The organism is Micromonospora sp. NBC_01699 (assembly GCF_036250065.1).
GTDB lineage: Bacteria > Actinomycetota > Actinomycetes > Mycobacteriales > Micromonosporaceae > Micromonospora_G.
The window spans coordinates 1,333,726-1,354,994 of the sequence record NZ_CP109199.1 but is presented as its reverse complement, the minus strand read 5'-3'; the positions used below and the strand labels follow the sequence as shown (position 1 = coordinate 1,354,994).

Below are 21,269 nucleotides of genomic sequence, written 5' to 3'. Positions count from 1 at the left end.
ACGTGCTTACCGGCGCAGCGTGACACGCGCGCCGTGACCCGAGCGAGTCTATTTGCCGGCCGGAGGCGTGCTCTCCCCGACTCCCCCCGCGTCGGCAGGCTCGGCCGGGTCGGCGCTCGGCGGCTCGGGCAGGAACGAACCGTCGTCCTCGACCTGAACGGTCAGGGACGCCCCGTCGCCGCCGACCCCGTGCAGCACGTACGTCCCGGGGGCCCGGACCGGTTCGGCCGGCGCGCCGGCGACGGCCGTCTCGGCGACGGGCGTCTCGGCGACCGCCGGGTCGGCGGTGGGCGGTGCGGTGTCGGTGGTCGGCGGCGGTTCGGCGGTGGGCGTCTCGACGGCGGTCGGCGGCTTGGACCGGTGCCGGCCGCTGCTGTCCTGGATCGGGCCGGGCACCAGCGGTCGGTAGCGGGCCAGCCAGGCGACCAGTTCCTCGGCCGGCATCGGCCGGGCGTAGAACCAGCCCTGGGCGACGTCGCAGCCGGCGGCGTGCAGCAGCCGCCAGGTACGGGCGTCCTCGACGCCCTCGGCGACCACCCGCAGGCCGAGCGCGCCGGCCAGTTCGATCACCGAGCGGACGATGGCGGCGTCGTCGGCGTCGGTCGCCATTCCGAGTACGAACGAACGGTCGACCTTGACCTCGGCCAGCGGCAGCCGGCGCAGGTGCTGCATGGAGGAGTAGCCGGTGCCGAAGTCGTCCAGCGCGATCGCCACGCCGATCTTGTCGAGCCGGGCGATGGTGGCGAGCACCCGGTGCGGGTCGGCCATCAGGGCACCCTCGGTGATCTCCAGCTGGATCCAGGACGGCGGTACGGCGTACCGGGTCAGCCGGTCGGCTAGCTGGTCGGCGATCTCCCCGGTGTGCAGGTCGCGGACGCTGACGTTGACCGCGGCCCGCAGGGCGAGGCCGGCCGCCGACCACTTCGCGAGCTGTTCGACCACGTCGTCGATGACCCGCCGGGTGAGCAGGCGCATCACCGCGCTCTGTTCGGCGACCCGGATCAGTTCCTCCGGGTCGACCATGCCCCGTACGGGGTGGCGCCAGCGCAGCAGCGCCTCGACCCCGACCACCTCGCCGGTGGAGATCGCTATCTGCGGCTGGTAGTACATGGTGATCTCACCGGCGTCGGCTCCGCCGCCCCGGTCGAGGACCCGGCGCAGGTCGGCCAGGAGGTTGAGCCGCTCGGGCGAGTTGTGGTCGGACTCGGGCGCGTACACGGCGACGGTGTCGCCCCGGTTCTTGGCGTCGTACATGGCGACTTCGGCGTGGCGCATCAGGGTGGCGAAGTCCTCGCCGTGCTCGGGGTAGAGCGCTACGCCGACCGAACCGCTGACGTCGAGCGGCAACCCGTCGAGCGCGACCGGCTCGACCAGCGCCTCGACCACGCGTTCGGCCAGGCCACGGGCCTCGTCCACGTCCCGCAGCCCGGTCGCCAGTACGGCGAACTCGTCGCCGCCGAGCCGGGCGACCAGGTCGGCGCGGCGGACCGTACCGTCGGCGGGGCGGACCGTGGCGGTGAGCCGTTCGCCGACCCGGACCAGCAGCCGGTCCCCGACCTGGTGGCCGAGGGCGTCGTTGACGTGCTTGAACCGGTCCAGGTCGAGCAGGAGCAGGGCCAGGCGCCGGCCGGCGGCGCCCTTCGCGGCCTGCTCGGCGTGGACGGTGAGCTGGTCGCCGACCTCGGCGAGCAGGGCCTTGCGGTTGGCCAGGCCGGTGAGCGGGTCGAGCCGGGCCAGTTGTTCCTGTTCGGTGGAGAGCCGGGCCATCCGGTAGACCGCGTAGAGCGGCACCAGGACCAGCGGGATCAGCGCGGGACTGACCCGGCCGGCGGCCACCACCACCGGTCCGAGCAGCAGCAACGAGCCGGTGGAGAGCAGTTCGAAGCCGAGTCCGTGCCGGAACGCCGGCCACCACGGGCTGCCGAACCGCAGCCGTACGGCGTACGTGATGACGCCGTAGTTGATCGCGAACCAGGTGGCGGCGGCACCGGCGACGATGGCGACGTCGGTCCAGCGCGGCTGTGGCGGGGTGCCGAAGGCAGCCGCGGAGCCGAGCCGGGTGACCGCGTGTGCGGCGGCCAGCGCGCAGGCGTACTGGGCGATGTTGAAGGCGGTGCGCCAGGGGGCGTACCGCAGCCGGAATCCGGAGACCAGTACGGCGACGGCCTGCACGGCGATCGCCGGGGCGAGTCCCCAGCCGAGCAGGATGGCGAAGGTGAAGCAGATGCTCGGGAACACCGCCGCGCTCTGCCGTCGGCCGGGCGGGGTGAACGGTCGCGCGTCGGATACGGCGGCGAGCGCGGCCATGACCCAGAATGCCGGCGGTAGTTGGGGAATCTGGTCGGGCAACGACATCAGCGGTACGGCGGAGAGCAGGGCGGCCGACCCGACGATCGCCCAGACGAAGCCGTAGAACGCGGTCGCCCGCCCAGGAGGAACGGAGTTCCGCAGTGCTGCGGCCTCCATGTGACCTCCCGACCCGTGGTCCCGGGCGCGGCCACCTGCCGCGCTGGTGCACCCATCAAACGCCTTCTTCTGGCGGATGCGGGGGGCGACAGACGCGAATCGGTTGTAGTCGTGACTAACTTGAAATACGCGGCATCTCGCCGGGCCACGACTTTAACTCAGAGCTGATCCGATGCTTACTCTTCGTTAGCTTGCGCTGCCTCGGCGGCCGCCTCGACCGCCGCTTCCGGGCCCTCGGCCAGCAGAATCTCGAATCCGGCCTCGTCCAGGATCGGCACCTTGAGTGACGTCGCCTTGTCAGCCTTGCTGCCGGGGTTGTCGCCCACCACCACGAAATGGGTTTTCTTCGAAACCGAACCGCTGACCTTTCCGCCACGTGACTGCACCGCCTCCGCCGCCCGATCGCGGGAGTACGAGGCCAGGGTCCCGGTGACCACCACGGTGATCCCCTCCAATGGACGCGGCCCCTGCTCGACCCGCTCCTCCACCATCCGGACCCCGGCATCGGTCCACTTGCGTACGACCTCGTGGTGCCAGTCGACCGCGAACCACTCGCGCAGGCTGGCCGCGATCGTCGGGCCGACCCCGTCCACCGAGGAGAGTTCCTCCTCACCGGCGGCCGCGATCCGCTCCATCGAGCCGAAGTGCCGGGCCAGCGCCTGTGCCGCCGTCGGCCCGACGTGCCGGATGGAGAGCGCCACCAGCACCCGCCAGAGTGGGCGCTGCCGGGCCTCGACCAGGTTGTCGAGCAGTTTGACCGCGTTGCTGCCCAGGCTGCCGTCCTTGTTGACGAACAGCGGCACCGACATCAGCTTCTCCGCGTCGAGCGAGAACAGGTCCCCCTCGTCGACGATCGCGTGCGCGTCGAGCAGGGCACCGGCCGCCTTCTCCCCCAGCACCTCGATGTCGAGCGCGTTCCGGCCGGCCAGGGCGAAGACCCGCTCCCGAAGCTGCGCCGGGCAGGCGCGGGTGTTCGGGCAGCGGATGTCGATGTCGCCCTCCTTGGCCGGCGCCAGCGGGGTGCCGCAGGCCGGACAGTGGGTCGGCATCTCGAACGCGCGGGCGTCGGGCGGGCGCAGGTCGACCACCGGGCCGAGTACCTCGGGGATGACGTCACCGGCCTTGCGGATGACAACCGTGTCGCCGATCAACACCCCCTTGCGCACCACCTCCTGGGCGTTGTGCAGGGTCGCCTTCGCCACCGTGGAGCCGGCGACCCGGACCGGTTCCAGCACCGCGAACGGGGTGACCCTCCCGGTACGCCCGACGTTGACCTCGATGTCGAGCAGCTTGGTGGTCACCTCCTCGGGCGGGTACTTGAAGGCGATCGCCCAGCGCGGGGCGCGGCTGGTGGAGCCGAGCCGACCCTGGATGGCGACCGGGTCGACCTTCACCACCACCCCGTCGATCTCGTGCTCGACGTCGTGCCGGTGCTCGTTGTAGTGGTCGATGTAGTCGCGTACGGCGGCCAGGTCCGGCACCACCCGCCAGCGGTCGCTGGTCGGCAGCCCCCAGGCGCGCAGGGTCGCGTACGACTCGGACTGGGCAACCGGCTCGAAGCCGCGCCGGGCGCCGATGCCGTGCACCACCATCCGCAGCGGACGGGACGCGGTGATCTTCGGATCCTTCTGCCGGAGACTGCCGGCGGCGGCGTTGCGTGGGTTGGCGAACGGCGGCTTGCCCTGCTCGACCTGGGCCGCGTTCACGTCGGCGAACGCCGCGATCGGGAAGTAGATCTCGCCCCGGACCTCCAGCAACTCCGGCAGGGCCACCCCGTCGGGGCCGTCGGTCAGCCGCTCCGGGATCCCCCGGATCGTCCGTACGTTGGCGGTGACGTCCTCGCCGGTGCGGCCGTCGCCCCTGGTCGCGGCCCGGACCAGCCGGCCGTTCTCGTAGGTCAGGTTGATCGCCAGCCCGTCGACCTTCAGCTCGCACAGGTAGCTGACCGCGCCACCGGCGTCCCGCTCCACCCGCTCCGCCCAGGCGGCCAACTCGTCGGGGTCGAAGGCGTTGTCCAGCGACATCATCCGCTCGGCGTGGCTGACCGGCGCGAACAGGGTGGAGAAGGTGCCGCCGACCCGCTGGGTGGGCGACTCGGGGGTACGCAGGGACGGGAACCGTTCCTCCAGCGCCGCCAGCTCCCGCAGCAGCCGGTCGAAGTCGGCGTCCGGGATCGTCGGCGCGTCCAGGTTGTAGTAGCGGTACTGGTGCTCGCCGATCTCGGTGCTGAGGGCGCCGTGCCGCTCCCGGTCGGCCGCGCTCGGATCAGCGCCGGCCGCCGCCTCCTGAGCGGCGGTGACCTGCTGCGGGATCGCTTCCTCTGACACCGGTTGACCTCCGTGCTCGCGTTACCCTCGCACGCTATCGGTCCGGGCGGACATCGGACGGCGGGGGCGCCGGACCCACCGGCACCGGATGCCCGCCGCGCCGTCGCATGCGAGGATCGCCACGGCCGGCGCGAGCACCGGCGCGGACAGCGGGCGGACCAGCCACGGTACGAGTTTGCCGGCCCGGCGACGATGGAGGACGGATGCCCACCTGGCTGCTCTGGCTGATCGGGATCGGGCTGGTCGCGGGCGCGACCGGCTGGTCCGTACGCCGGTTTCGTCGGAGTCCGGGCCGCGCGTCCGGTCCGGGCCGCGCCCCGCGGCGGCCCCGGGGTCGTCCCACCGCGCCGCCGCGCCCGAGGTCCGGCCCCGCGACCAAGCCGGCGCGGGAGCGGGTACGCCCTCAGCCGGGCGAGATCTGGTGGGCCGACGTGCCGTTCGAGGACGGAACCGGTTCGAAGGTACGCCCGTGCCTGGTGTTGCGCGGGGGGCGCCGCGGCGCGGACGTCCTGAAGATCACCAGTCAGGACAAGAGCGAGCGCGACGACCATGTACGGATCCCGACCGGAAGCTGGGACCGGACCGCCGGACGGGACAGTTGGCTCGACCTGTCGGAGCCGATCCGGGTGTCGCTGGACTCGTTCGACAACCGGGCCGGCAGTTGCGACACCGACCTGTGGCGCCGGGTCGGCCAACTACACCGGGTACGCCGCACCCGCTGACCAGGGGCGGGCCGGGCGAACAGCCGTCACACGGCGTCGCCGGCCTGGGGCGTGACCTGCCGACCCACCCGTACGGCGCCGACCGCGACGGCCCGGCAGCCACCGGCGAGCAGCAGGCCGAGCCCGCCGGCGAGCAGGGGCAGCCCGATGTTCACCGGCAGATCGGTGATGTAGTTCGTGTTCGTCTGCTCGGGTATCGAGGCGAAGCTGGCGGCCACCACGGCGAGGGCGAAGAAGCCCGCGCCGACCGCACCGACGATGCCGGCCATCGCGGCGGCAACGCTCCGCCCCGCCCACAGACTGGCAAGAATCGCGAGCACCAGCCACCCGAACGTCAAGAGCGTCCAGCCGCCGCCATTACTCAAACTGGCATATCCCCACCCGGAATACGACCAGCTATAGGAGGCACTCTGCTTGAACCAGGGCAACAAATACCCCACCAACGCAACCAGTGCCCCCACGACCATGACCCCATCAGCCCCCGGCCGCAAACCCCCACCCTCATCCACCCCCCGCACTCTACCCACCCCCACCAAAGCCCGTTGATCATGAAGTTAGCGACCGATTTTCGCCGTTGGCGGTGCGCTAACTTCATGATCAACAGGCTTGTGGGGTCAGTTCCAGGTGGTGCCGAGGGTGGTTAGTTGGTCGGCGTACTCGATCTGGTCTCGCCAGGTCGCGGGGAAGATGTTCAGGCCGCCGGTGGTGCCCAGGAGGGCGCCGGTGAGGGCGGCTATCGAGTCGGAGTCGCCGGCGGTGGTCGCGGCTCTGGCCAGAGCGGACACCGGGTCGTCGGGGTGCCGCAGGGCGCAGAGCAGCGCGGTGGCCAGTGCCTGCTCGGCGATCCAGCCGTCGCCGGTGGCCAGACACGGGTCGCCACCGTCGTCCGGCCCGGACAGCGCCGCGTCGAGCCGGTCGAGCGCGGCCAGGCACTCGTCCCAGCCACGGGCGATGAAGTCCGCCGGTTCACCGACGCCGGAGCGCCGCCACAGGTCGCCCAGCCAGTCGATCCGGTAGACGGTCCGCTGGCCGAGGGCCCGCTGCCGGAGCAACGCCGGCAGGTCGGCCAGCGCCGCGCCGTCGCGCAACACCCGCACCGCGTACGCGGTCAGCTCGCTCGCCGCGAGCGCGGTCGGGTGGCCGTGCGTGAGCCCCGCCTGGAGCTGGGCAATCCCGGCGAGCGTGTCCAGGTCGTACGCCGGCACCAGCCCGACCGGGGTGACCCGCATGTTGGCGCCGCAGCCTTTCGAACCGGCCACGGTCGCCGCCTGCCAGCGCCCGCCCTTGGCCAGTTCACCGCAGGCCCGCAGGCAGGTCATGCCCGGTGCCCGGTTGTTGTCCGGGCTGACCGCCCAGTCCAGGAACCGGGCCCGCAGCAGCGGTTCGAGCACCTCCGGTGTTGCCGCCGGTGCCTCGTACAGCGCCCAGCCGACCGCCAGCGCCATCTGGGTGTCGTCGGTGACCAGCGCCGGAACCCCGGTCAACGTACGCGGGCCGCCGGGCCCGTAGGTCGCCACGATCTGCGGCACGGTCATGAATTCGGTCGGTTTGCCCAGTGCATCCCCGTACGCCAGCCCGAACAGCGATCCTGACGCACTCAACGCCGGCCGACCCGATTCCGTCCACGCCATGGCGTGATCATGCCCGGCCCGGTCAACCCGATCCGGCGCGCGGTCACCCCCCTCACGCCCCGGAGGTGCTCCTGACAACGGTCTAGCGCGCGACGGCAAACAGACACGCAACGAAGACCAGTGTGACGAAGCCGCCCACCAGGAAATGGGTGGCGAGCCGGATCCGGCGCGCTTTCCGCTTGGCGATCCCGGAGACCGTCATCAGACGGGCGGCGAGCAGCCGCGCTCTCTGCGCCTCGTCCACCTGGACGTCACGTCGGATGATCTCCACCAACTCGTCGGCGGTGCGTACCACCGCGTACCGGGACCATCCGGTGCCGGTCAGTTGGGTGCGCACCACGTACATCAACTCGACCACGGCAATGGTCATCAGTCCGGCGCCGACCCAACCGCCGGCGAGCGCCACGGTCACTCCGACGTTGGCTCCCTGCCCGCCGGACGCCAGGATGGCCACCACCAGCACCAACACCGCGCCTACCCAGCTCAGCAGCGCTGAGGCTTTGGTATCCGCGTGCTTGATGGTGGCTCGAATATCGTCGATCTCGGCAATCAGCCGATTCTCTACGGATGACCATGAAGGGTCGCGGGGCTCATCGGTTTCCAAGGCGTCTCCGGCAGCGGCGGCACGGGAAGGATCTTCCACTGTAGAGACGGACGACAAGCCGTGGACTCGGTCGAGGGTCGACCGGTCAGCTGTCCCGGACCAGCTCGGTCGAGGGTTGACCGGTCAGCTGTCCCAGACCAGGCAGAACGGGTGGCCCGCCGGGTCGGCGTAGACCCGGAAGTCCGCTCCGCCGCCGGGCAGCCGGGTGGCGCCGAGCGCGAGCACCTTCGCCTCGGCCACCTCGATGTCGTCCACCGTCACGTCAAGGTGGAACTGCTGCGGCCGCTCCGGGTCCGGCCACCGAGGTTCGCGCAGCCCAGCGGCCAGCTGAAAAGCCACCCGAGGCTGCCCCGCGCCTCCCCCGAGCGTCACCCAGTCATCACTGTCATGAACAACCGTCCGCCCCAGCAACTCCCCATAGAAGCCAGCCAGCCCCCGAGGATCCGGACAGTCGACCACCACACTGCGCAACTCACCAATCATGCCCCCACCCTGCCCACCCACCCCACCCCCAAACCCCCCACCCCCACCCCCACCCGCCACCCGCCACCCCACCCAGCGCGGCGATCTTGCAGTTGTGGCGGCGCACAAATCCGCACCAACGCCACTATTCAGGCGCCACAAGTGCAAGATCGCCGGGGCGGGGGCGGGGGCGGGGACGGGGGCGGGGACGGGGGCGGGGGCGGGGGCGGGGCGGGGCGGGGACGGGGCGGGGCGGGGCGGGGGGTTAGACCTCGTGGAGGCGGCGGGCGGTTTCGCGGGCTGTGGTGAGGGCGGTACGGGCGTAGTCCGGGGTGGCGCCGGCCAGGCCGCAGGTGGGTGTGACCACCACCTGCCGGGCCAACTGCGGGCGGGGGAAGCCGAGGCGGTCCCACAGGGTGCGGATCCGGTCGGCGACCCGTTCCGCCGAGGGATCCGGGCCGGACGCGGGCGGCGTACCCGGAATGGCTCCGACCAGCAGGCCGAGCCCGGACTCGATCGCCTCGCCCAGCGGGTCGAGCTGCGTGATCAGGTCGAGGTCGAACGAGACGGCGACGGCACCGGCGGTACGGAACAGTTCCATCGGCACGTCCGGGGCGCAGCAGTGCACCACCAGCGGCGTGTCGGCCGCGTCCACCACTATCCGCAGCAGGTCCCGGGCGGCACTCGTCTCGACCGCGCGGTACGCGCCGAAGCCGCTCTCGGTCGGCACGTGGCCGGCGAGTACCGCCGGCAGCGACGGCTCGTCGAGTTGGAGCAGTACGGTGGCGCCCGGCAGCCGTCGGCGTACGTCGGCGACGTGGGTACGCAGCCCCTCGGCGAGCGAGTCGGTCAGGTCCCGTACGGCTCCGGGGTCGCGCAGCAGCCGGCCGCCGATGGCGAGGTCGACGCCGGCGGCGAGGGTCAGCGGTCCGGCCGCGGAGATCTTGACCGTGCCGGTGAAGCCCTCGGCCTGCTCGGTGAGCTGGTCGAGGTCACGTTCCAGCAGGTCATGGGCGCGGCGCAGGTCCTTGCCGGGGCGCGCGGCGACCCGCCACCGACCGGTGTACAGCTCCACCGGCAGGTCGACCAGGAAACCGGCGGTACGGCCGATCAGGTCGGCACCGGGCCCCCGGCCGGGCAGTTCCGCGAGGTGCGGCAGCGCGGGCAGTTCACCCAGCACGATCCGCTGCACCTCGACGATGTCCGTGCCGGGCATGGAGCCGATACCGGTGGCCGTACCGGCGGGCCAGGGCCATGACTGATCGTGGTTCACAGGCCGAAGGCTAGTGCACCGAACGTCAGGATCAGCCGGTGATGGTCGCGGAGCCGAGCACCACGTCGCCGGCCGGGTCGGGCCGGTACGCGACGATCGCCTGACCGGCGGCGACGCCCCGGACCGGCTTGCCCAACTCCGCGTGCAGGGTGTCGCCGGTCACCCGGACCGTGGCCGGCACCACCTCACCGTGGGCGCGCAACTGCACCTGGCACGGCGTGGCCTCGGTCGGCAGCGCCCCGCCGGTCCACACCGGACGTCGGGCGGCGACCTCGCTGGCCTCCAGCGCCTCGACCGGGCCGACCGTCACGGTGTTGGTCTTGGGGGTGATCGAGAGCACGTACCGGGGCTTGCCATCCGGCGCGGGCACGCCCAGGGAGAGCCCCTTGCGCTGCCCGACGGTGTAGGCGTAGGCGCCGGCGTGGGCGCCGACGACGGCACCGGTGCGGGCGTCGACGATGTCGCCGGGGGCCTCACCGAGCCGGTCGGCGAGAAACTTTCGGGTGTCGCCGTCGGCGATGAAGCAGATGTCGTGCGAGTCGGGCTTGTCGGCGACGGAGAGGCCGCGCTGCGCCGCCTCGGTCCGGACCTGGGCCTTGGTCGAGTCGCCGAGCGGGAAGACCGACCGGTCGAGCTGCTCGCGGGTCAGCACGGCGAGGACGTACGACTGGTCCTTGGCCAGGTCGACGCTGCGCCGCAGCAGACCGTCGTCGCCCCGCCGGGCGTGGTGGCCGGTCACCACGGCGTCGAAGCCGAGGGCGATGGCCCGGTCCAGCACCGCCGAAAACTTGATCTTCTCGTTGCAGCGCAGGCAGGGGTTCGGCGTACGGCCGGCGGCGTACTCGGCGACGAAGTCGTCCACCACGTCCTCATGGAACCGGTCCGCCATGTCCCAGACGTAGAACGGGATGCCGATCACGTCGGCGGCTCGCCGGGCGTCCCGGGAGTCCTCCAGGGTGCAGCAGCCGCGCGCACCCGTCCGGTACGTCTGCGGGTTGCGCGACAGCGCCAGGTGTACGCCGGTCACCTCGTGCCCCGCCTCGACCGCCCGCGCGGCGGCGACCGCCGAGTCGACCCCGCCGGACATAGCTGCCAGAACCCTCACCGGAAAACCCCCTTCACCGTGTTCGAGGGTAGCTCCGCGCCCCGCACGGGTTGCCCTGCGCCCCGCACCGTCAGCGCCGGGCGGACCGGGTGCCGCCGGCCCGACGGGCCCGCTCCACCGCGGCGGGCAGCGCGGCGATCAACGCGTCGACGTCCTGCGCGGTCGAGGTGTGCCCGAGCGCGAACCGCAGCGATGAGCGGGCCCGGTCGTCGTCGGCCCCCATGGCGAGCAGTACGTGCGACGGCTGAGCCACCCCGGCGGAGCAGGCCGAACCGGTCGAGCAGGCGATCCCCTGGGCGTCGAGCAGCATCAGCAGGGCGTCGCCCTCGCAGCCGGGGAAGGAGAAGTGGGCGTTGCCGGGCAGCCGGTCGGCCGGGTCGCCGTTGCAGACCACCTCCGGGACCACCTCGACCAGGCGCTTGGTCAGGTCGTCGCGGAGGGTGGCGACCCTCGCCGCGTACTCGCGCTGGGCGTTGACGGCGGCCTCGACGGCGACCGCGAAGGCCACGATGCCGGCCGCGTCGAGGGTGCCGGAGCGGACGTCGCGTTCCTGGCCGCCGCCGTGCAGCAGCGGGGCGCAGGGCACGTCCCGGCCGAGCAGCAGGGCGCCGACGCCGACCGGGCCGCCGAGCTTGTGCCCGGTCAGGGTGAGCGCGGCGACGCCGCTGGCGGCGAAGTCGACCGGCACCTGGCCGACGGCCTGGACCGCGTCGGTGTGCACCGGGATGCCGTACCCGGCGGCGACCTCGGCCAGCGCGGCGATCGGCTGGACGGTGCCGACCTCGTTGTTGGCCCACATGACGCTGACCAGGGTGGTCCGGTCGCCGTGTTCGTGCAGCTGGGCGGCGAGCGTGGCCGGGTCGACCCGACCGGTGGCGTCGACCGCCAGCAGCCCGACCTCGGCTGCCTCGTGCTGTTCCAACCAGTGCACCGAGTCGAGTACGGCGTGGTGCTCGACCGCGCTGACCACCACCCGGTTCCGGGTCGGTTCGGCCGCGCGCCGACCCCAGTGGATGCCCTTGAGGGCGAGGTTGTCGCTCTCCGTACCGCCGCCGGTGAAGATCACCTCGGAGGGGCGGGCGCCGAGTACGGCGGCCACCCGTTCGCGGGACTCCTCCACCCGGCGGCGGGCCCACCGGCCGGCCGCGTGCAGCGACGAGGCGTTGCCGACCTCGCGGGCCGTGGCGACGTACGCCTCCAGCGCCGATTCGAGCATCGGTGTGGTCGCGGCGTGATCCAGATAAGTCATCGCGCCAAGCCTATCCGGACCCGTAAGGGGTGCACCGGCGGCCGGTCCGGTTATCTCGGTCCGATTCGAGGTGATCTGCCCCTCGCCCGGTTCGACATGGATTGCGAAGACCAACCCGGACGGCCACCACTGCACCCCAGCTCACACGTACGCCAAAAGTGGCCGTCCGGATCCGGACGGCCACCCTGTCGTACGGCTCGCCGCTCCTTACCGGCCCATACCGGGTCGGTCACGCGGCGGGGTACCTACTTGCGCTTGCGGATCTCCTCGGCGGCCTGCGGGACCACCTTGAACAGGTCACCGACCACGCCGAAGTCGGCGAGTTCGAAGATCGGCGCCTCGCCGTCCTTGTTCACCGCGACAATGGTCTTCGAGGTCTGCATGCCGGCCCGGTGCTGGATCGCGCCGGAGATGCCGAGCGCCACATAGAGCTGCGGCGAGACCGTCTTGCCGGTCTGTCCGACCTGGAACTGGTGCGGGTAGAAGCCGGAGTCGACCGCGGCCCGGGACGCTCCGACCGCGCCGCCGAGCAGGTCGGCCAGCTCCTCGACCAGCTTGAAGTTGTCCGCGTTGCCGACACCGCGCCCACCGGAGACGACCACCGACGCCTCGGTCAGCTCGGGCCGGGAGCCCTTCTGCTCGGCGACCCGCTGGACCACCCGGGTCAGTCTGTCGGCCGCGCCGAGCTCGACGGTGAGCCGCTCCACCTCGGGGGTGGCCGGGGCCGGGCTCGGGGTGACCGAGTTCGGCCGCAGGGTGACCAGCGGCAGCCCGCGGGTCACCTTCGACTTCACGATGGCGGAACCGGCGAAGGCGACCTGGGTGGCGGTGCCGTCGGCGGCCAGTTCGACCACGTCGGTGAGGATGCCGTTGTCCAGCTTGACCGCCAGCCGGCCGGCGATCTCCTTGCCCTCCTGGGTCGATCCGAGCAGCACAGCCGCCGGCTGCACCCGCTTGACCAGCTCGGCGAGCACGGTGGCCTTGGGGGCCACCAGGTGTCCGTCGATCTCCTCGCTCTCCGCGGCGTAGATCTTGGCCGCGCCGTACTCGCCCAGTTTCTCGGCGAGCGCGTCGGCGGCACCGGGGCCACCGAGCACCACGGCCGACGGCGTACCCAGCTCGCGGGCCAGGGTGAGCAGTTCGAGGGTGACCTTCTTGACACCGAACGTTGTGGTGGCCTCGACCACGACAAGCACTTCAGCCATGACCGTCTCTTCTCTCTCGAACCTGCTCAGACGAACTTCTCGGCGGCGAGGTATTCCACCAGCGCGACGCCGCCGGAGCCCCCGTCGGTGACCTTGGCGCCACCGGAACGCGGCGGGCGCTTGCTGTGCTCCAGCACGACACTGGTCGCGCCGGCGCTGCCCACCTCGGCCGCGGGCACGCCCAGATCGGCGAGTGACAGGGTCTGCACCGGCTTTTTCTTCGCCGCCATGATCCCCTTGAATGAGGGGTAGCGCGGCTCGTTGATGGTGTCCCAGACCGAGACGATCGCGGGGGTGTTGGCGCTGACCACCTCGTAGCCCTCCTCGGTCTGCCGCTCCGCGGTCAGCACCGTGCCGTCGGCGCCCGGCTCGACGGTGAGCTTGCGGGCACCGGTCAGGGCGGCGACGCCGAGCCGTTCGGCGAGCATGTGCGGCAGCACCTGGACCCGGCCGTCGGTGGACTCGGCACCGCAGATCACCAGGTCGGCGTCGAGGGTGCGGAGGGCGTCCGCGATCACCCGGGAGGTGGCGACGGCGCAGGATCCGTGCAGCGCGTCGTCGAGCACGTGTACGGCCTTGTCCGGCCCCATCGACAGCGCCTTGCGGATCGACTCGGTGGCCCGGTCCGGGCCCATGGTCAGCACGGTCACCTCGCCGCCGTGCGCTTCCTTGATCCGCAACGCCTCTTCGATGGCGTACTCGTCCATCTCGTTGATGACGTTGTTTGCCGACCCCCGGTCGGTGGTGTTGTCGTCACTGCGCAGGCTGCGGTCCGCGCCCGAGTCGGGCACCTGCTTGACGAGTACGACGATGTTCATCGCGCTTCGACGACCCTCCTGTTGGTGTTGCCGGCCTCGCCCGGTTCCGGGGCGGAGCGTCCCGCGTTCCTTAACGATCGGTCAACTGCGGCACGCTGTGGGGTTGCCCACCGGCTATGTTACCTATCAGTAGCATTGCTTTCCCGGACACTCAGCGTGACACAGCTCACCGGTGCCGGGCCGCGCCGGGTCGGGGCCGCTCAGGAGACGGACAGGGCGTCCCTGATCTTGTCGAGCATCGCCGCCTCGGCCTCGCTCACACCGTCCGAGGCCCGCGCCACCTCGTCACCGGCGCGCAGCACCGTACGCCGGTAGTTTTCCAACTCGTCCGGCGCCTTCGCGCGCAGGATCCGGATCGCGCTGCGCAACGCCGGCAACGCCACCGACTCCACCTCGTCCGGCTTCAGCTCGCCCGGATGGTCCGCCGAGAAGCGGGGCAGGGCGCCACTGGTCAACACCTCCCGGACCAGACCGGTGCTGCCGGCGATCGCGGTGGAGGCGGCGAAGCTCTCCTTGACCATGGAGAGGACGCCGGGATCGGCGTTGGAGACCAGGAAGACCGCGCCGAACGCCGCCCTCTTGAGGGTCATCCTCTCCTCATCGCTGAGCGGATCGGACACGGTTAAGGAGTGTAGACGTACGGGGTGGTCGAGGTGACGGCGACGAACCCGAGTCGCTCCAGGATCGGCCGACTGTCCGACGAGGCGTCCACCTGCAACAGGGTGAAACCACGGGCGTCGGCGAGTCGCGCCCGGTAGACGACCAACGAACGGTAGATGCCCCGGTTGCGCCAGTCCGGCAGCGTCGACCCGCCCCACAGGGTGGCGAAACCGGTACCGGCGACGTACCGGACCCAGCCGGCGCTCACCACCCGGCCCGAGTCGACCTCCTCCGCCACCACCACGGTCAGCGACTGCGGCCAGACCTCCGAACCGTCCGCACCCGACCCGCCGTGCGAGACCGCCGGGTCGACCGCCAGCTCCCGCTCCAGCGCGTCGGCCAGCCAGTCGCGCGGCTCACCCCAGACGATCGACTCCATCTCCGCGATCCGGTCCAGGTCCGCGCGGGCGGTCACCTCACGCAGCCGTACGCCGGGAGGTGGCACCGGAAGCGCGGCCGACAGCGCCGCGACCGGGCCGATCACGACGGTCTCCTCGTCCTCGGGCACGAACCCGGCGGCCCGCAGCCGATCCGGCAGGTCCACCGGCTCGTCGTGCCCGTGCAGCTTCCACTCCACCGACTCGTCGCGCGCCGCGAAGATGTCCCGCTGCCGGTTGATCAGGTCGTCCAGCGCCGCACCGGTCAACCCGTCGAGGTCCCGGTAACCGAGGAAGCCCCCGTGATCGAGACCGAGAAACCGCAACAGCGGCCCGTCCCGCTCCACCGTCGCCCCGGCCGGCATCGGGTCCGGCACCCGGGCCCGCAACTGGTTGTCGTACGCGGTCCGCAGCGTGAAAACGTCCAGATCAGTCACCCACCCAGGCTACGGTCGACGTCGACCGGATAATTCGGGTCGTGCGCGAAACGATCAAACAGTGGTGGAACCCGGAACGGCTGCACCTCGTCGGCACCCGGCCCGACTACCGGTTCTCCCTGGCCAACGAGCGCACCTTCCTGGCCTGGCTGCGTACCGGGCTGGCGCTGATCGCCGGCGGGCTGGCGATCGCCCAGTTCCTGCCCCCGCTGCCGCTGACCCACCTGCGCGAGGCGATCTCGGTGGCACTGCTGGTGCTCGGCGGCGCGGTCGCGCTGCACGCCGTCGACCGCTGGGTACGCACCGAGCGGGCCATCCGGCTCGGCACCGAACTGCCCCCGTCCCGGTTCCCCGCCCTGCTCGCCCTCGCGGTCGCCATCGGCGCGCTGCTGCTGGTCGCGACCGTGCTGCTGAAGGTGATCCGGGGCGAGTGAACCGGGACCCCTGGCCGCCGGAACGGATGGACCGGGACCCCGGCCTGCAACCGGAACGAACCCGGCTCGCCCGGCGGCGTACCGGGTTGGCGCTGGCCGCCGTCGCCGTGCTCGCCGTACGGCTGGCCGTGACCCACGGTGGTGCCGCCACGGTGGTCCTCGCCACCGCCGTGGCGACCGGGCTACTGGCGGTCGGCGGCGCGATCACCCGGCGGGCGAGCCGGACCCCGTCGAGACCGTCGGGCGGCCGAACCATGCCGCTGCTCACCCTGGTCACCGTCGGCTACGCCGGACTCGGTGTGCTGCTGGTCCTGCGCGCACTAGGATGAGGTGACCCGGTGGGTCATCATTGCCCCTATGGTTCGCCTGATGTTATTTGCCTTTGTCGCGCACGTCGTCCTCGCCGCTTGCGCATTGATCAGCTGCCTCAGCGCGGACAAGGCAGACATCCGCGCCCTGCCCCGATTCGCCTGGGTGCCGATCATCCTCATCCCGCTGATCGGACCGATCACCTGGTTCTTCGCCGGCCGCCCGATCCGCGCCGCCCGCCGTGGCGCCCCCGGCGGCCGCGGCGCCGAACGACGCCGGCCGGTCGCCCCGGACGACAACCCGGAATTCCTCACCTCGCTCGCCTCCGAACAGGCGAAGAAGGACCGGGAACTCTTCGAACGCTGGGAGGAGGACCTGCGCCGCCGCGAGGGTGAGATCCGGCGCCGGGAGGGCGACGAACCGCCGGTGGAGGAGAAGCGACCCGAGGCGTAACCGGCCGCTTGTCCGGATCGGCCGCTCCGATTCCTCCGGCGGCGCCGGTCGGTCGTACCATGGCGCCTTGGCTCACGCCCGGCACCGGCCGCGCGTGGGTCCCGGTGCCCGCGCGAGACGCTCGGAGAGACGGCGGAGATGGACGACGACACCTCGGGCGAGACTGCCAGCCGCCCCGCCGCCGAATCGCCCGCCCCGACCCGGCGGCGACTGCTCCGCCGCGACCGGCTGCCGGCGTACGCGCTGGTCAGTTTCGCGGCAACCCAGCTCGTGCTGCTGTTCTGGTGGGTCGCCTACTACCCCGGCCTGTTCAGCCCCGACTCGCTCAACTACATGTGGCAGTCGACCACCGGCAACTGGAACACCCACCACCCGATCACGTACACCTCGCTGGTGTGGCTGTCGCTCCAGCTCACCGGCGGGGTCGCCGCGCTCACCCTGCTCCAGACGGTGGCCCTGGCCGCCGGGCTGACGTACGCGGTGACCGGGCTGCGCCGGCTCGGCGGCCCCGGCTGGGCGTGGACCACCGCCGCCGTCGTCCTGGTCGCCCTGCCACCGGTCGGCTCGTTCGTGCTGGCCGTGTGGAAGGACGTGCCGTTCGTCGTCGTACACGTCTTCCTGCTCGGTACGGTCGCCCGCCTGGTCGCCCGCCGCCGGGCCGGCGACACCCCCGCGTTCCCGCGCAGCCTGTTCCTCGCCCTGCTGGCCGAACTGACCCTGCTCTGCCTGTTCCGGCAGAACGGGTTCATCGTCACCGCGGTCCTGATCGCGGTCTGCCTGCTGGTGCTGCGCGCCACGGCGGTCCGGATGATCGTCGCCGGCCTCACCGCGATCACCGTCGCGCTGCTGACCAACTGGCTGCTGCTGCCCGCCCTCGGCGTACGCGACGCCGGCTCCCTGGTCGCGCTGGAGACGCTCTTCGGTGACATAGCGGTCGGTTACGCCGACGACCCGGCCGGCTTCTCCGCCACCGACACGGCGGTGATGGCCCAGGTGGCACCGCTGAGCCACTGGCGGGAGTCGGCGGACTGCTACTCGGTCGACCCGACCGTCTGGGCCCCCGCCTTCGACCGCGACGCCGCCGCCGTACACAAGTCGGAGCTGGTGTCGATCTGGGGGCGGCTGCTGAAGCGCTCACCGGGCGGGGTGATCGGCGGCCGGCTCTGCCGCAGCTCGATCGGCTGGAACCCGGCATCGACCGGGAACGTCGCCCGCAACCCGAACCCGTGGTCGGTCAAGGCGTACGTCGCGCGGGACCCGCTGTTCCGGGCCAGTCCCGCCCGGTACGACGCCTACTCCGCCCCGCGCAGCCAAGCCGCCTACGACCTCGCGGTGCAGCTCAACGCCCGTACGGTGAACCCGGAGTGGCTGTGGTGGCGCGGCGCCAACTGGGCGTACGCGGCGTACCTGGTGGTCGGGCTGGTCGCCTGGCGACGCCGGGAGCCGGCCGTGCTCGCCCTGGCCAGTCTCACCGCCGGAAACCAGCTCTCGGTGCTGGCGATCAACAACATGCAGGGCGCCCGCTACATGTTCGCCCCGTACGTGCTGGGCATCCTGCTGCTCCCGCTGCTGCTGACCGCCCGCCGCCCGACCGGATCCGCACCGGAGCGGGACCCGGTCGAGGCGGCACCGGCCGAATCAGGCCAGGTTGGATGAGCGCGGGTACGCGTCCGCCGGATCGGTCAGCACGTTGACCAGGTACGGCACCCCGGAATCGAAGGCCCGCTGCAACGCCGGACGCAGGTCACCGGCCTTCGCCACCGTCTCGCCCGCCCCGCCGAGCGCGGTCACCACGTCGTCGTAGCGCAGTTCGGGTTGCAGGTCGGCGGCGACGTCGTAGCCGTACATGGCGTTCATCGGGTGCTTCTCCAGCCCCCAGATGCCGTTGTTGCCCACCACGATCACCACCGGCAGCTTCTGCCGGGCCAGCGACTCGACGTCCATCAGCGAGAAGCCGGCCGCCCCGTCGCCCATCAGCACGCAGACCTGGCGGTCGGGGTGGGTGACCCTGGCTCCCATCGCGTAACCCATGCCGGTGCCGAGGCAGCCGTACGGGCCGGGGTCGAGCCAGGTGCCGGGCATCGACGGTTCGAGGTAGCGGCCGGCGTACGAGACGAAGTCGCCGCCGTCGCCGATGGTGATCGCGTCCGGGTCCAGTGCCCGGCGCAGCTCGCCGTAGACCCGGGCCGGTCGGATCGGGTCGGACTCGGCCGCCATCTCGTCCGCGTCCCGCTTCTTCGCGGCGTTCTCCACCGACCGCAGGTCGGCGATCCAGGCGGCATGGTCCTCGCGGTCGCCCCGGTGGTCGGCCAGCGCGGAGAGGATCAGCCGCAGGTCACCGGCGGGGCTGGCGGCCGGCTGGACGTGCCCGGCCCGCTGGGTGGGCGCGTCCACGATGTGTACGAGCTGGGCGTCGCCGAAGTCGCCGAAGCCCAGCCGGAAGTCGAGCGGGGTGCCGACCACCACGATCACGTCCGCGCCGTTGAGCGCGGTCCGGCGGGCCTTGGCGAAGGCGAGCGGGTGCTCCGGCGGGAGCGAGCCGCGTCCCATGCCGTTGGCGAAGACCGGGATCTGCAACGCCTCGGCGGCCTCGCGCAGGGCGGCGGTGGCGTCACCGGCGTACACGTCCGACCCGGCGATGATCATGGGTCGCTGGGCACCGGCGATCAGCCGGGCGGCCCGGTCGACCTCCTCCGGGTCCGGTTCGAGCGGGGCGATCGCCGCCGCGGTCGGCGCGACCGCCTCGCCGACCGAGAAGACCACCTCCAGCGGCAGGTCGAGGAAGACCGGACCTCGGTGCGGGCTGAGCGCGGCGGTGAGCGCGGTCTCGATCGCGCCGGGGATCTCGTCGGTGTCGAACACGGTGGCGGCGTGCTTGGTGACCGGGGTGACCAGCGGCAGGTGGTCGATCTCCTGGAGGCTGCCCGAACCCCAGCGGAAGGCCGGTGCCCTGCCCCCGATCACCAGCACCGGTGAACCGTTGAAGTGGGCGCTGGTCAGCCCGGAGATGCCGTTGGTGACGCCGGGGCCGGCGGTGAGCACGGCGAGTCCCGGACGGCGGCGCAGCTTGGCCACCGCCTCGGCGGCGAAGACCGCAGACTGCTCGTGTCGTACGTCGACTATCCGCATCGGCGGTCGCCCGGCGGCGTCGACCTCGCTGCGGTGGGCGGCGTCGTAGAGCGGAAAGACGTGGCCACCGGAGAGGGTGAACATCTCGGTGATGCCGTACGCCCGCAGCGCCGCCACCGCCAAGTCGCCGCCGTGACCTTCGATCCGCTCCGTCATCGCCGCTCCCTCATCGTCACCGTGGGTGCCCAGGTTATCGGCCGACCCGGAAAAGGTGAAGAAGACTCGCCTCTCTCCGGAGCAGTCTGCGGGTCAGCGCCCGGTGAAGTCCGGTTTCCGCTTCGCCACGAAGGCGGCCATGCCCTCGCGCCGGTCGTCGGTGGCGAACAGCGCCGCGAAGAGCTGGCTCTCCCAGGCCAGACCGGAGGCCAGATCCATGTCCAGGCCGCCGTCGACCGCCAGCTTCGCCGCCCGCAGCGCCTGGGCCGGACCCGAAACGTACGGCGAGACCAGCGCGACCGCCTCCGCGTACACCCGATCGGCCGGAACCACCCGATCGACCAGCCCGATCGCCAGCGCCTCGGCGGCGTCGACCATCCGCCCCGACATGATCAGATCCTTGGCCCGCGCCGGGCCGACCAGCCGCGCCAACCGCTGGGTGCCACCCGCGCCCGGGATGATGCCGAGCCTGATCTCCGGCTGACCGAGCTTCGCGTCGTCGGCGGCGACCCGCCAGTCACAGGCGAGCGCCAGTTCGCAGCCGCCGCCGAGGGCGTAACCGGTGATCGCCGCGACCACCGGCTTGGGGATCCGGGCGATGGCGCCGAGCGCGCTGGACAGTTCGACCGCTCGGGCCGCCATGTCCACGTACGACATGTCGGCCATCTCCTTGATGTCCGCGCCGGCGGCGAACACCTTCTCGCCGCCGTAGACTATGACCGCACGGACGTCGGGGTCCGTGGTGACGGCGGCGGCAGCGGCCCGCAACTCCTCCTGCACCGTGGTGTTCAGCGCGTTCATCGGCGGCCGCTCCAGCCGGATCGTGCCGATACCGTCGCTGATCTCCAGCCGGACGAAGTCGCCCACACTCCACCTCCACATCGAAGTCGCACACCCACACTACGACGCCACTCGTTGGGTACGTTGTCTGGTGTCCCCGTGACCAGGACGTGAAGCACATGATCACCTATTACGACGACCGGTCCGTACGGGTCACCTCCGAGGCGATCCGGGTCGGCGAACGCGCCTATCCCCTGCCCGAACTGGCCGAAATCTGGCACCAGCGTGGCAGCCGCTCCTGGCGCGTACTGGCCGGACGGGGTGCGCTCGGTTTCGGGTTGATCGGTCCGGTGGTCGCCGCCGTACTCGGCATCGGCCTCGCTATCCGCTTCCACACCTCGTTCACCGTCACGCTCGCCATCGTCGGCGCATCGTGCCTGGTCGGGCTCGCCGTCGCCCCGGTCGCCGACCTGCTGCTCGAATTCCTGGACCGGTCCTACACCCGGGGTTCGCACCGGCTGGAGATCTGGGTGCGCTGGCACGGCCAGCCGATCCGGGTCCTCCAGACCCACGACGCGCTGAAGTTCGGTCAGATCTACCGGGCGCTGCAACGGGCCGTGGAGCAGCGGCAGCGAGCCCCCCGCCCCCGCTGATCACAGGCCCCGTCCCGGC

At 71.8% G+C, this 21,269-nt stretch carries 21 protein-coding genes; 6 read left to right on the top strand and 15 right to left on the bottom strand.

All coding sequences use genetic code 11. The annotated features are described in order from the left end of the window. Nucleotides 1-48: 48 nt before the first annotated feature. Nucleotides 49-2,466: a putative bifunctional diguanylate cyclase/phosphodiesterase gene (locus tag OG792_RS06130; protein WP_329108171.1), complete on the bottom strand. Its 2,418-nt coding sequence runs from the start codon at nucleotides 2,464-2,466 to the stop codon at nucleotides 49-51. 176 nt (nucleotides 2,467-2,642) lie between these two features. Further along, on the bottom strand, nucleotides 2,643-4,793 hold the full coding sequence (ligA, locus tag OG792_RS06125; RefSeq protein WP_329108169.1) for an NAD-dependent DNA ligase LigA: 2,151 nt from the start codon (nucleotides 4,791-4,793) through the stop codon (nucleotides 2,643-2,645). 203 nt (nucleotides 4,794-4,996) lie between these two features. On the opposite strand from ligA, the gene OG792_RS06120 reads away from it, so the two are divergent. After that, nucleotides 4,997-5,515: a type II toxin-antitoxin system PemK/MazF family toxin gene (locus OG792_RS06120; RefSeq protein WP_329108167.1), complete on the top strand. Its 519-nt coding sequence runs from the start codon at nucleotides 4,997-4,999 to the stop codon at nucleotides 5,513-5,515. Between the two features lie 26 nt (nucleotides 5,516-5,541). On the opposite strand, the gene OG792_RS06115 is transcribed toward OG792_RS06120, so the two are convergent. The 11 genes from OG792_RS06115 to OG792_RS06065 all read right to left on the bottom strand — a co-directional run bounded on the left by OG792_RS06115 (nucleotide 5,542) and on the right by OG792_RS06065 (nucleotide 15,336). After that, nucleotides 5,542-5,835 (bottom strand): hypothetical protein, encoded by a 294-nt coding sequence (locus OG792_RS06115; protein WP_329108165.1) that lies wholly within the window; start codon nucleotides 5,833-5,835, stop codon nucleotides 5,542-5,544. A gap of 294 nt (nucleotides 5,836-6,129) precedes the next feature. Further along, nucleotides 6,130-7,146, bottom strand: a complete 1,017-nt coding sequence (locus tag OG792_RS06110; protein ID WP_329108163.1) for an ADP-ribosylglycohydrolase family protein — start codon at nucleotides 7,144-7,146, stop codon at nucleotides 6,130-6,132. Nucleotides 7,147-7,228: 82 nt separating this feature from the next. Further along, nucleotides 7,229-7,750: a Pycsar system effector family protein gene (locus OG792_RS06105; RefSeq protein ID WP_329108161.1), complete on the bottom strand. Its 522-nt coding sequence runs from the start codon at nucleotides 7,748-7,750 to the stop codon at nucleotides 7,229-7,231. Nucleotides 7,751-7,873: 123 nt separating this feature from the next. Continuing rightward, nucleotides 7,874-8,233, bottom strand: coding sequence for a VOC family protein (locus tag OG792_RS06100; RefSeq protein WP_329108159.1), 360 nt, complete (start codon nucleotides 8,231-8,233; stop codon nucleotides 7,874-7,876). Between the two features lie 244 nt (nucleotides 8,234-8,477). Next, entirely contained in the window at nucleotides 8,478-9,485 is a 1,008-nt protein-coding gene (locus OG792_RS06095; RefSeq protein WP_329108158.1) for a methionine synthase, read from the bottom strand. Nucleotides 9,486-9,516: 31 nt separating this feature from the next. Beyond that, entirely contained in the window at nucleotides 9,517-10,590 is a 1,074-nt protein-coding gene (mnmA, locus tag OG792_RS06090) for a tRNA 2-thiouridine(34) synthase MnmA (protein ID WP_329108156.1), read from the bottom strand. Between the two features lie 70 nt (nucleotides 10,591-10,660). Then, a complete protein-coding gene (locus tag OG792_RS06085) occupies nucleotides 10,661-11,839 on the bottom strand; it encodes a cysteine desulfurase family protein (RefSeq protein WP_329108154.1) in 1,179 nt (392 codons plus the stop codon). A gap of 245 nt (nucleotides 11,840-12,084) precedes the next feature. Continuing rightward, nucleotides 12,085-13,044 carry an electron transfer flavoprotein subunit alpha/FixB family protein gene (locus tag OG792_RS06080; RefSeq protein WP_329108152.1) on the bottom strand — a complete coding sequence of 320 codons (960 nt, stop codon included), beginning with the start codon at nucleotides 13,042-13,044 and terminating at the stop codon, nucleotides 12,085-12,087. 26 nt (nucleotides 13,045-13,070) lie between these two features. Beyond that, nucleotides 13,071-13,862, bottom strand: a complete 792-nt coding sequence (locus OG792_RS06075) for an electron transfer flavoprotein subunit beta/FixA family protein (protein WP_329108150.1) — start codon at nucleotides 13,860-13,862, stop codon at nucleotides 13,071-13,073. Between the two features lie 200 nt (nucleotides 13,863-14,062). Continuing rightward, the gene (locus OG792_RS06070) at nucleotides 14,063-14,452 is read right to left on the bottom strand and encodes a hypothetical protein (RefSeq protein ID WP_329108149.1); all 390 of its coding nucleotides are present in this window, start codon (nucleotides 14,450-14,452) and stop codon (nucleotides 14,063-14,065) included. A 32-nt stretch (nucleotides 14,453-14,484) separates the two neighbouring features. Further along, nucleotides 14,485-15,336, bottom strand: a complete 852-nt coding sequence (locus OG792_RS06065) for a GNAT family N-acetyltransferase (RefSeq protein ID WP_329108147.1) — start codon at nucleotides 15,334-15,336, stop codon at nucleotides 14,485-14,487. 41 nt (nucleotides 15,337-15,377) lie between these two features. Here OG792_RS06065 and OG792_RS06060 point away from each other — a divergent pair, with 41 nt between their 5' ends. The 4 genes from OG792_RS06060 to OG792_RS06045 all read left to right on the top strand — a co-directional run bounded on the left by OG792_RS06060 (nucleotide 15,378) and on the right by OG792_RS06045 (nucleotide 18,188). Then, entirely contained in the window at nucleotides 15,378-15,770 is a 393-nt protein-coding gene (locus tag OG792_RS06060; protein ID WP_329108146.1) for a YidH family protein, read from the top strand. Beyond that, the gene (locus OG792_RS06055; protein WP_329108144.1) at nucleotides 15,767-16,099 is read left to right on the top strand and encodes a DUF202 domain-containing protein; all 333 of its coding nucleotides are present in this window, start codon (nucleotides 15,767-15,769) and stop codon (nucleotides 16,097-16,099) included. Before OG792_RS06060 ends, OG792_RS06055 begins: the two co-directional genes overlap by 4 nt. Nucleotides 16,100-16,127: 28 nt before the next feature. After that, nucleotides 16,128-16,532, top strand: coding sequence for a PLDc N-terminal domain-containing protein (locus OG792_RS06050; RefSeq protein WP_329108142.1), 405 nt, complete (start codon nucleotides 16,128-16,130; stop codon nucleotides 16,530-16,532). Between the two features lie 138 nt (nucleotides 16,533-16,670). Beyond that, the gene (locus tag OG792_RS06045) at nucleotides 16,671-18,188 is read left to right on the top strand and encodes a DUF6020 family protein (protein WP_329108140.1); all 1,518 of its coding nucleotides are present in this window, start codon (nucleotides 16,671-16,673) and stop codon (nucleotides 18,186-18,188) included. On the opposite strand, the gene OG792_RS06040 is transcribed toward OG792_RS06045, so the two are convergent. Then, nucleotides 18,171-19,817, bottom strand: a complete 1,647-nt coding sequence (locus OG792_RS06040) for an acetolactate synthase (protein ID WP_329108138.1) — start codon at nucleotides 19,815-19,817, stop codon at nucleotides 18,171-18,173. The genes OG792_RS06045 and OG792_RS06040 overlap by 18 nt on opposite strands. A 93-nt stretch (nucleotides 19,818-19,910) precedes the next feature. Continuing rightward, nucleotides 19,911-20,684 (bottom strand): enoyl-CoA hydratase-related protein, encoded by a 774-nt coding sequence (locus tag OG792_RS06035; protein ID WP_329108136.1) that lies wholly within the window; start codon nucleotides 20,682-20,684, stop codon nucleotides 19,911-19,913. 92 nt (nucleotides 20,685-20,776) lie between these two features. Between OG792_RS06035 and OG792_RS06030 the strand changes: the two genes are divergently transcribed. Continuing rightward, a complete protein-coding gene (locus OG792_RS06030) occupies nucleotides 20,777-21,250 on the top strand; it encodes a DUF6232 family protein (protein ID WP_329108134.1) in 474 nt (157 codons plus the stop codon). Nucleotides 21,251-21,269: the final 19 nt, after the last annotated feature.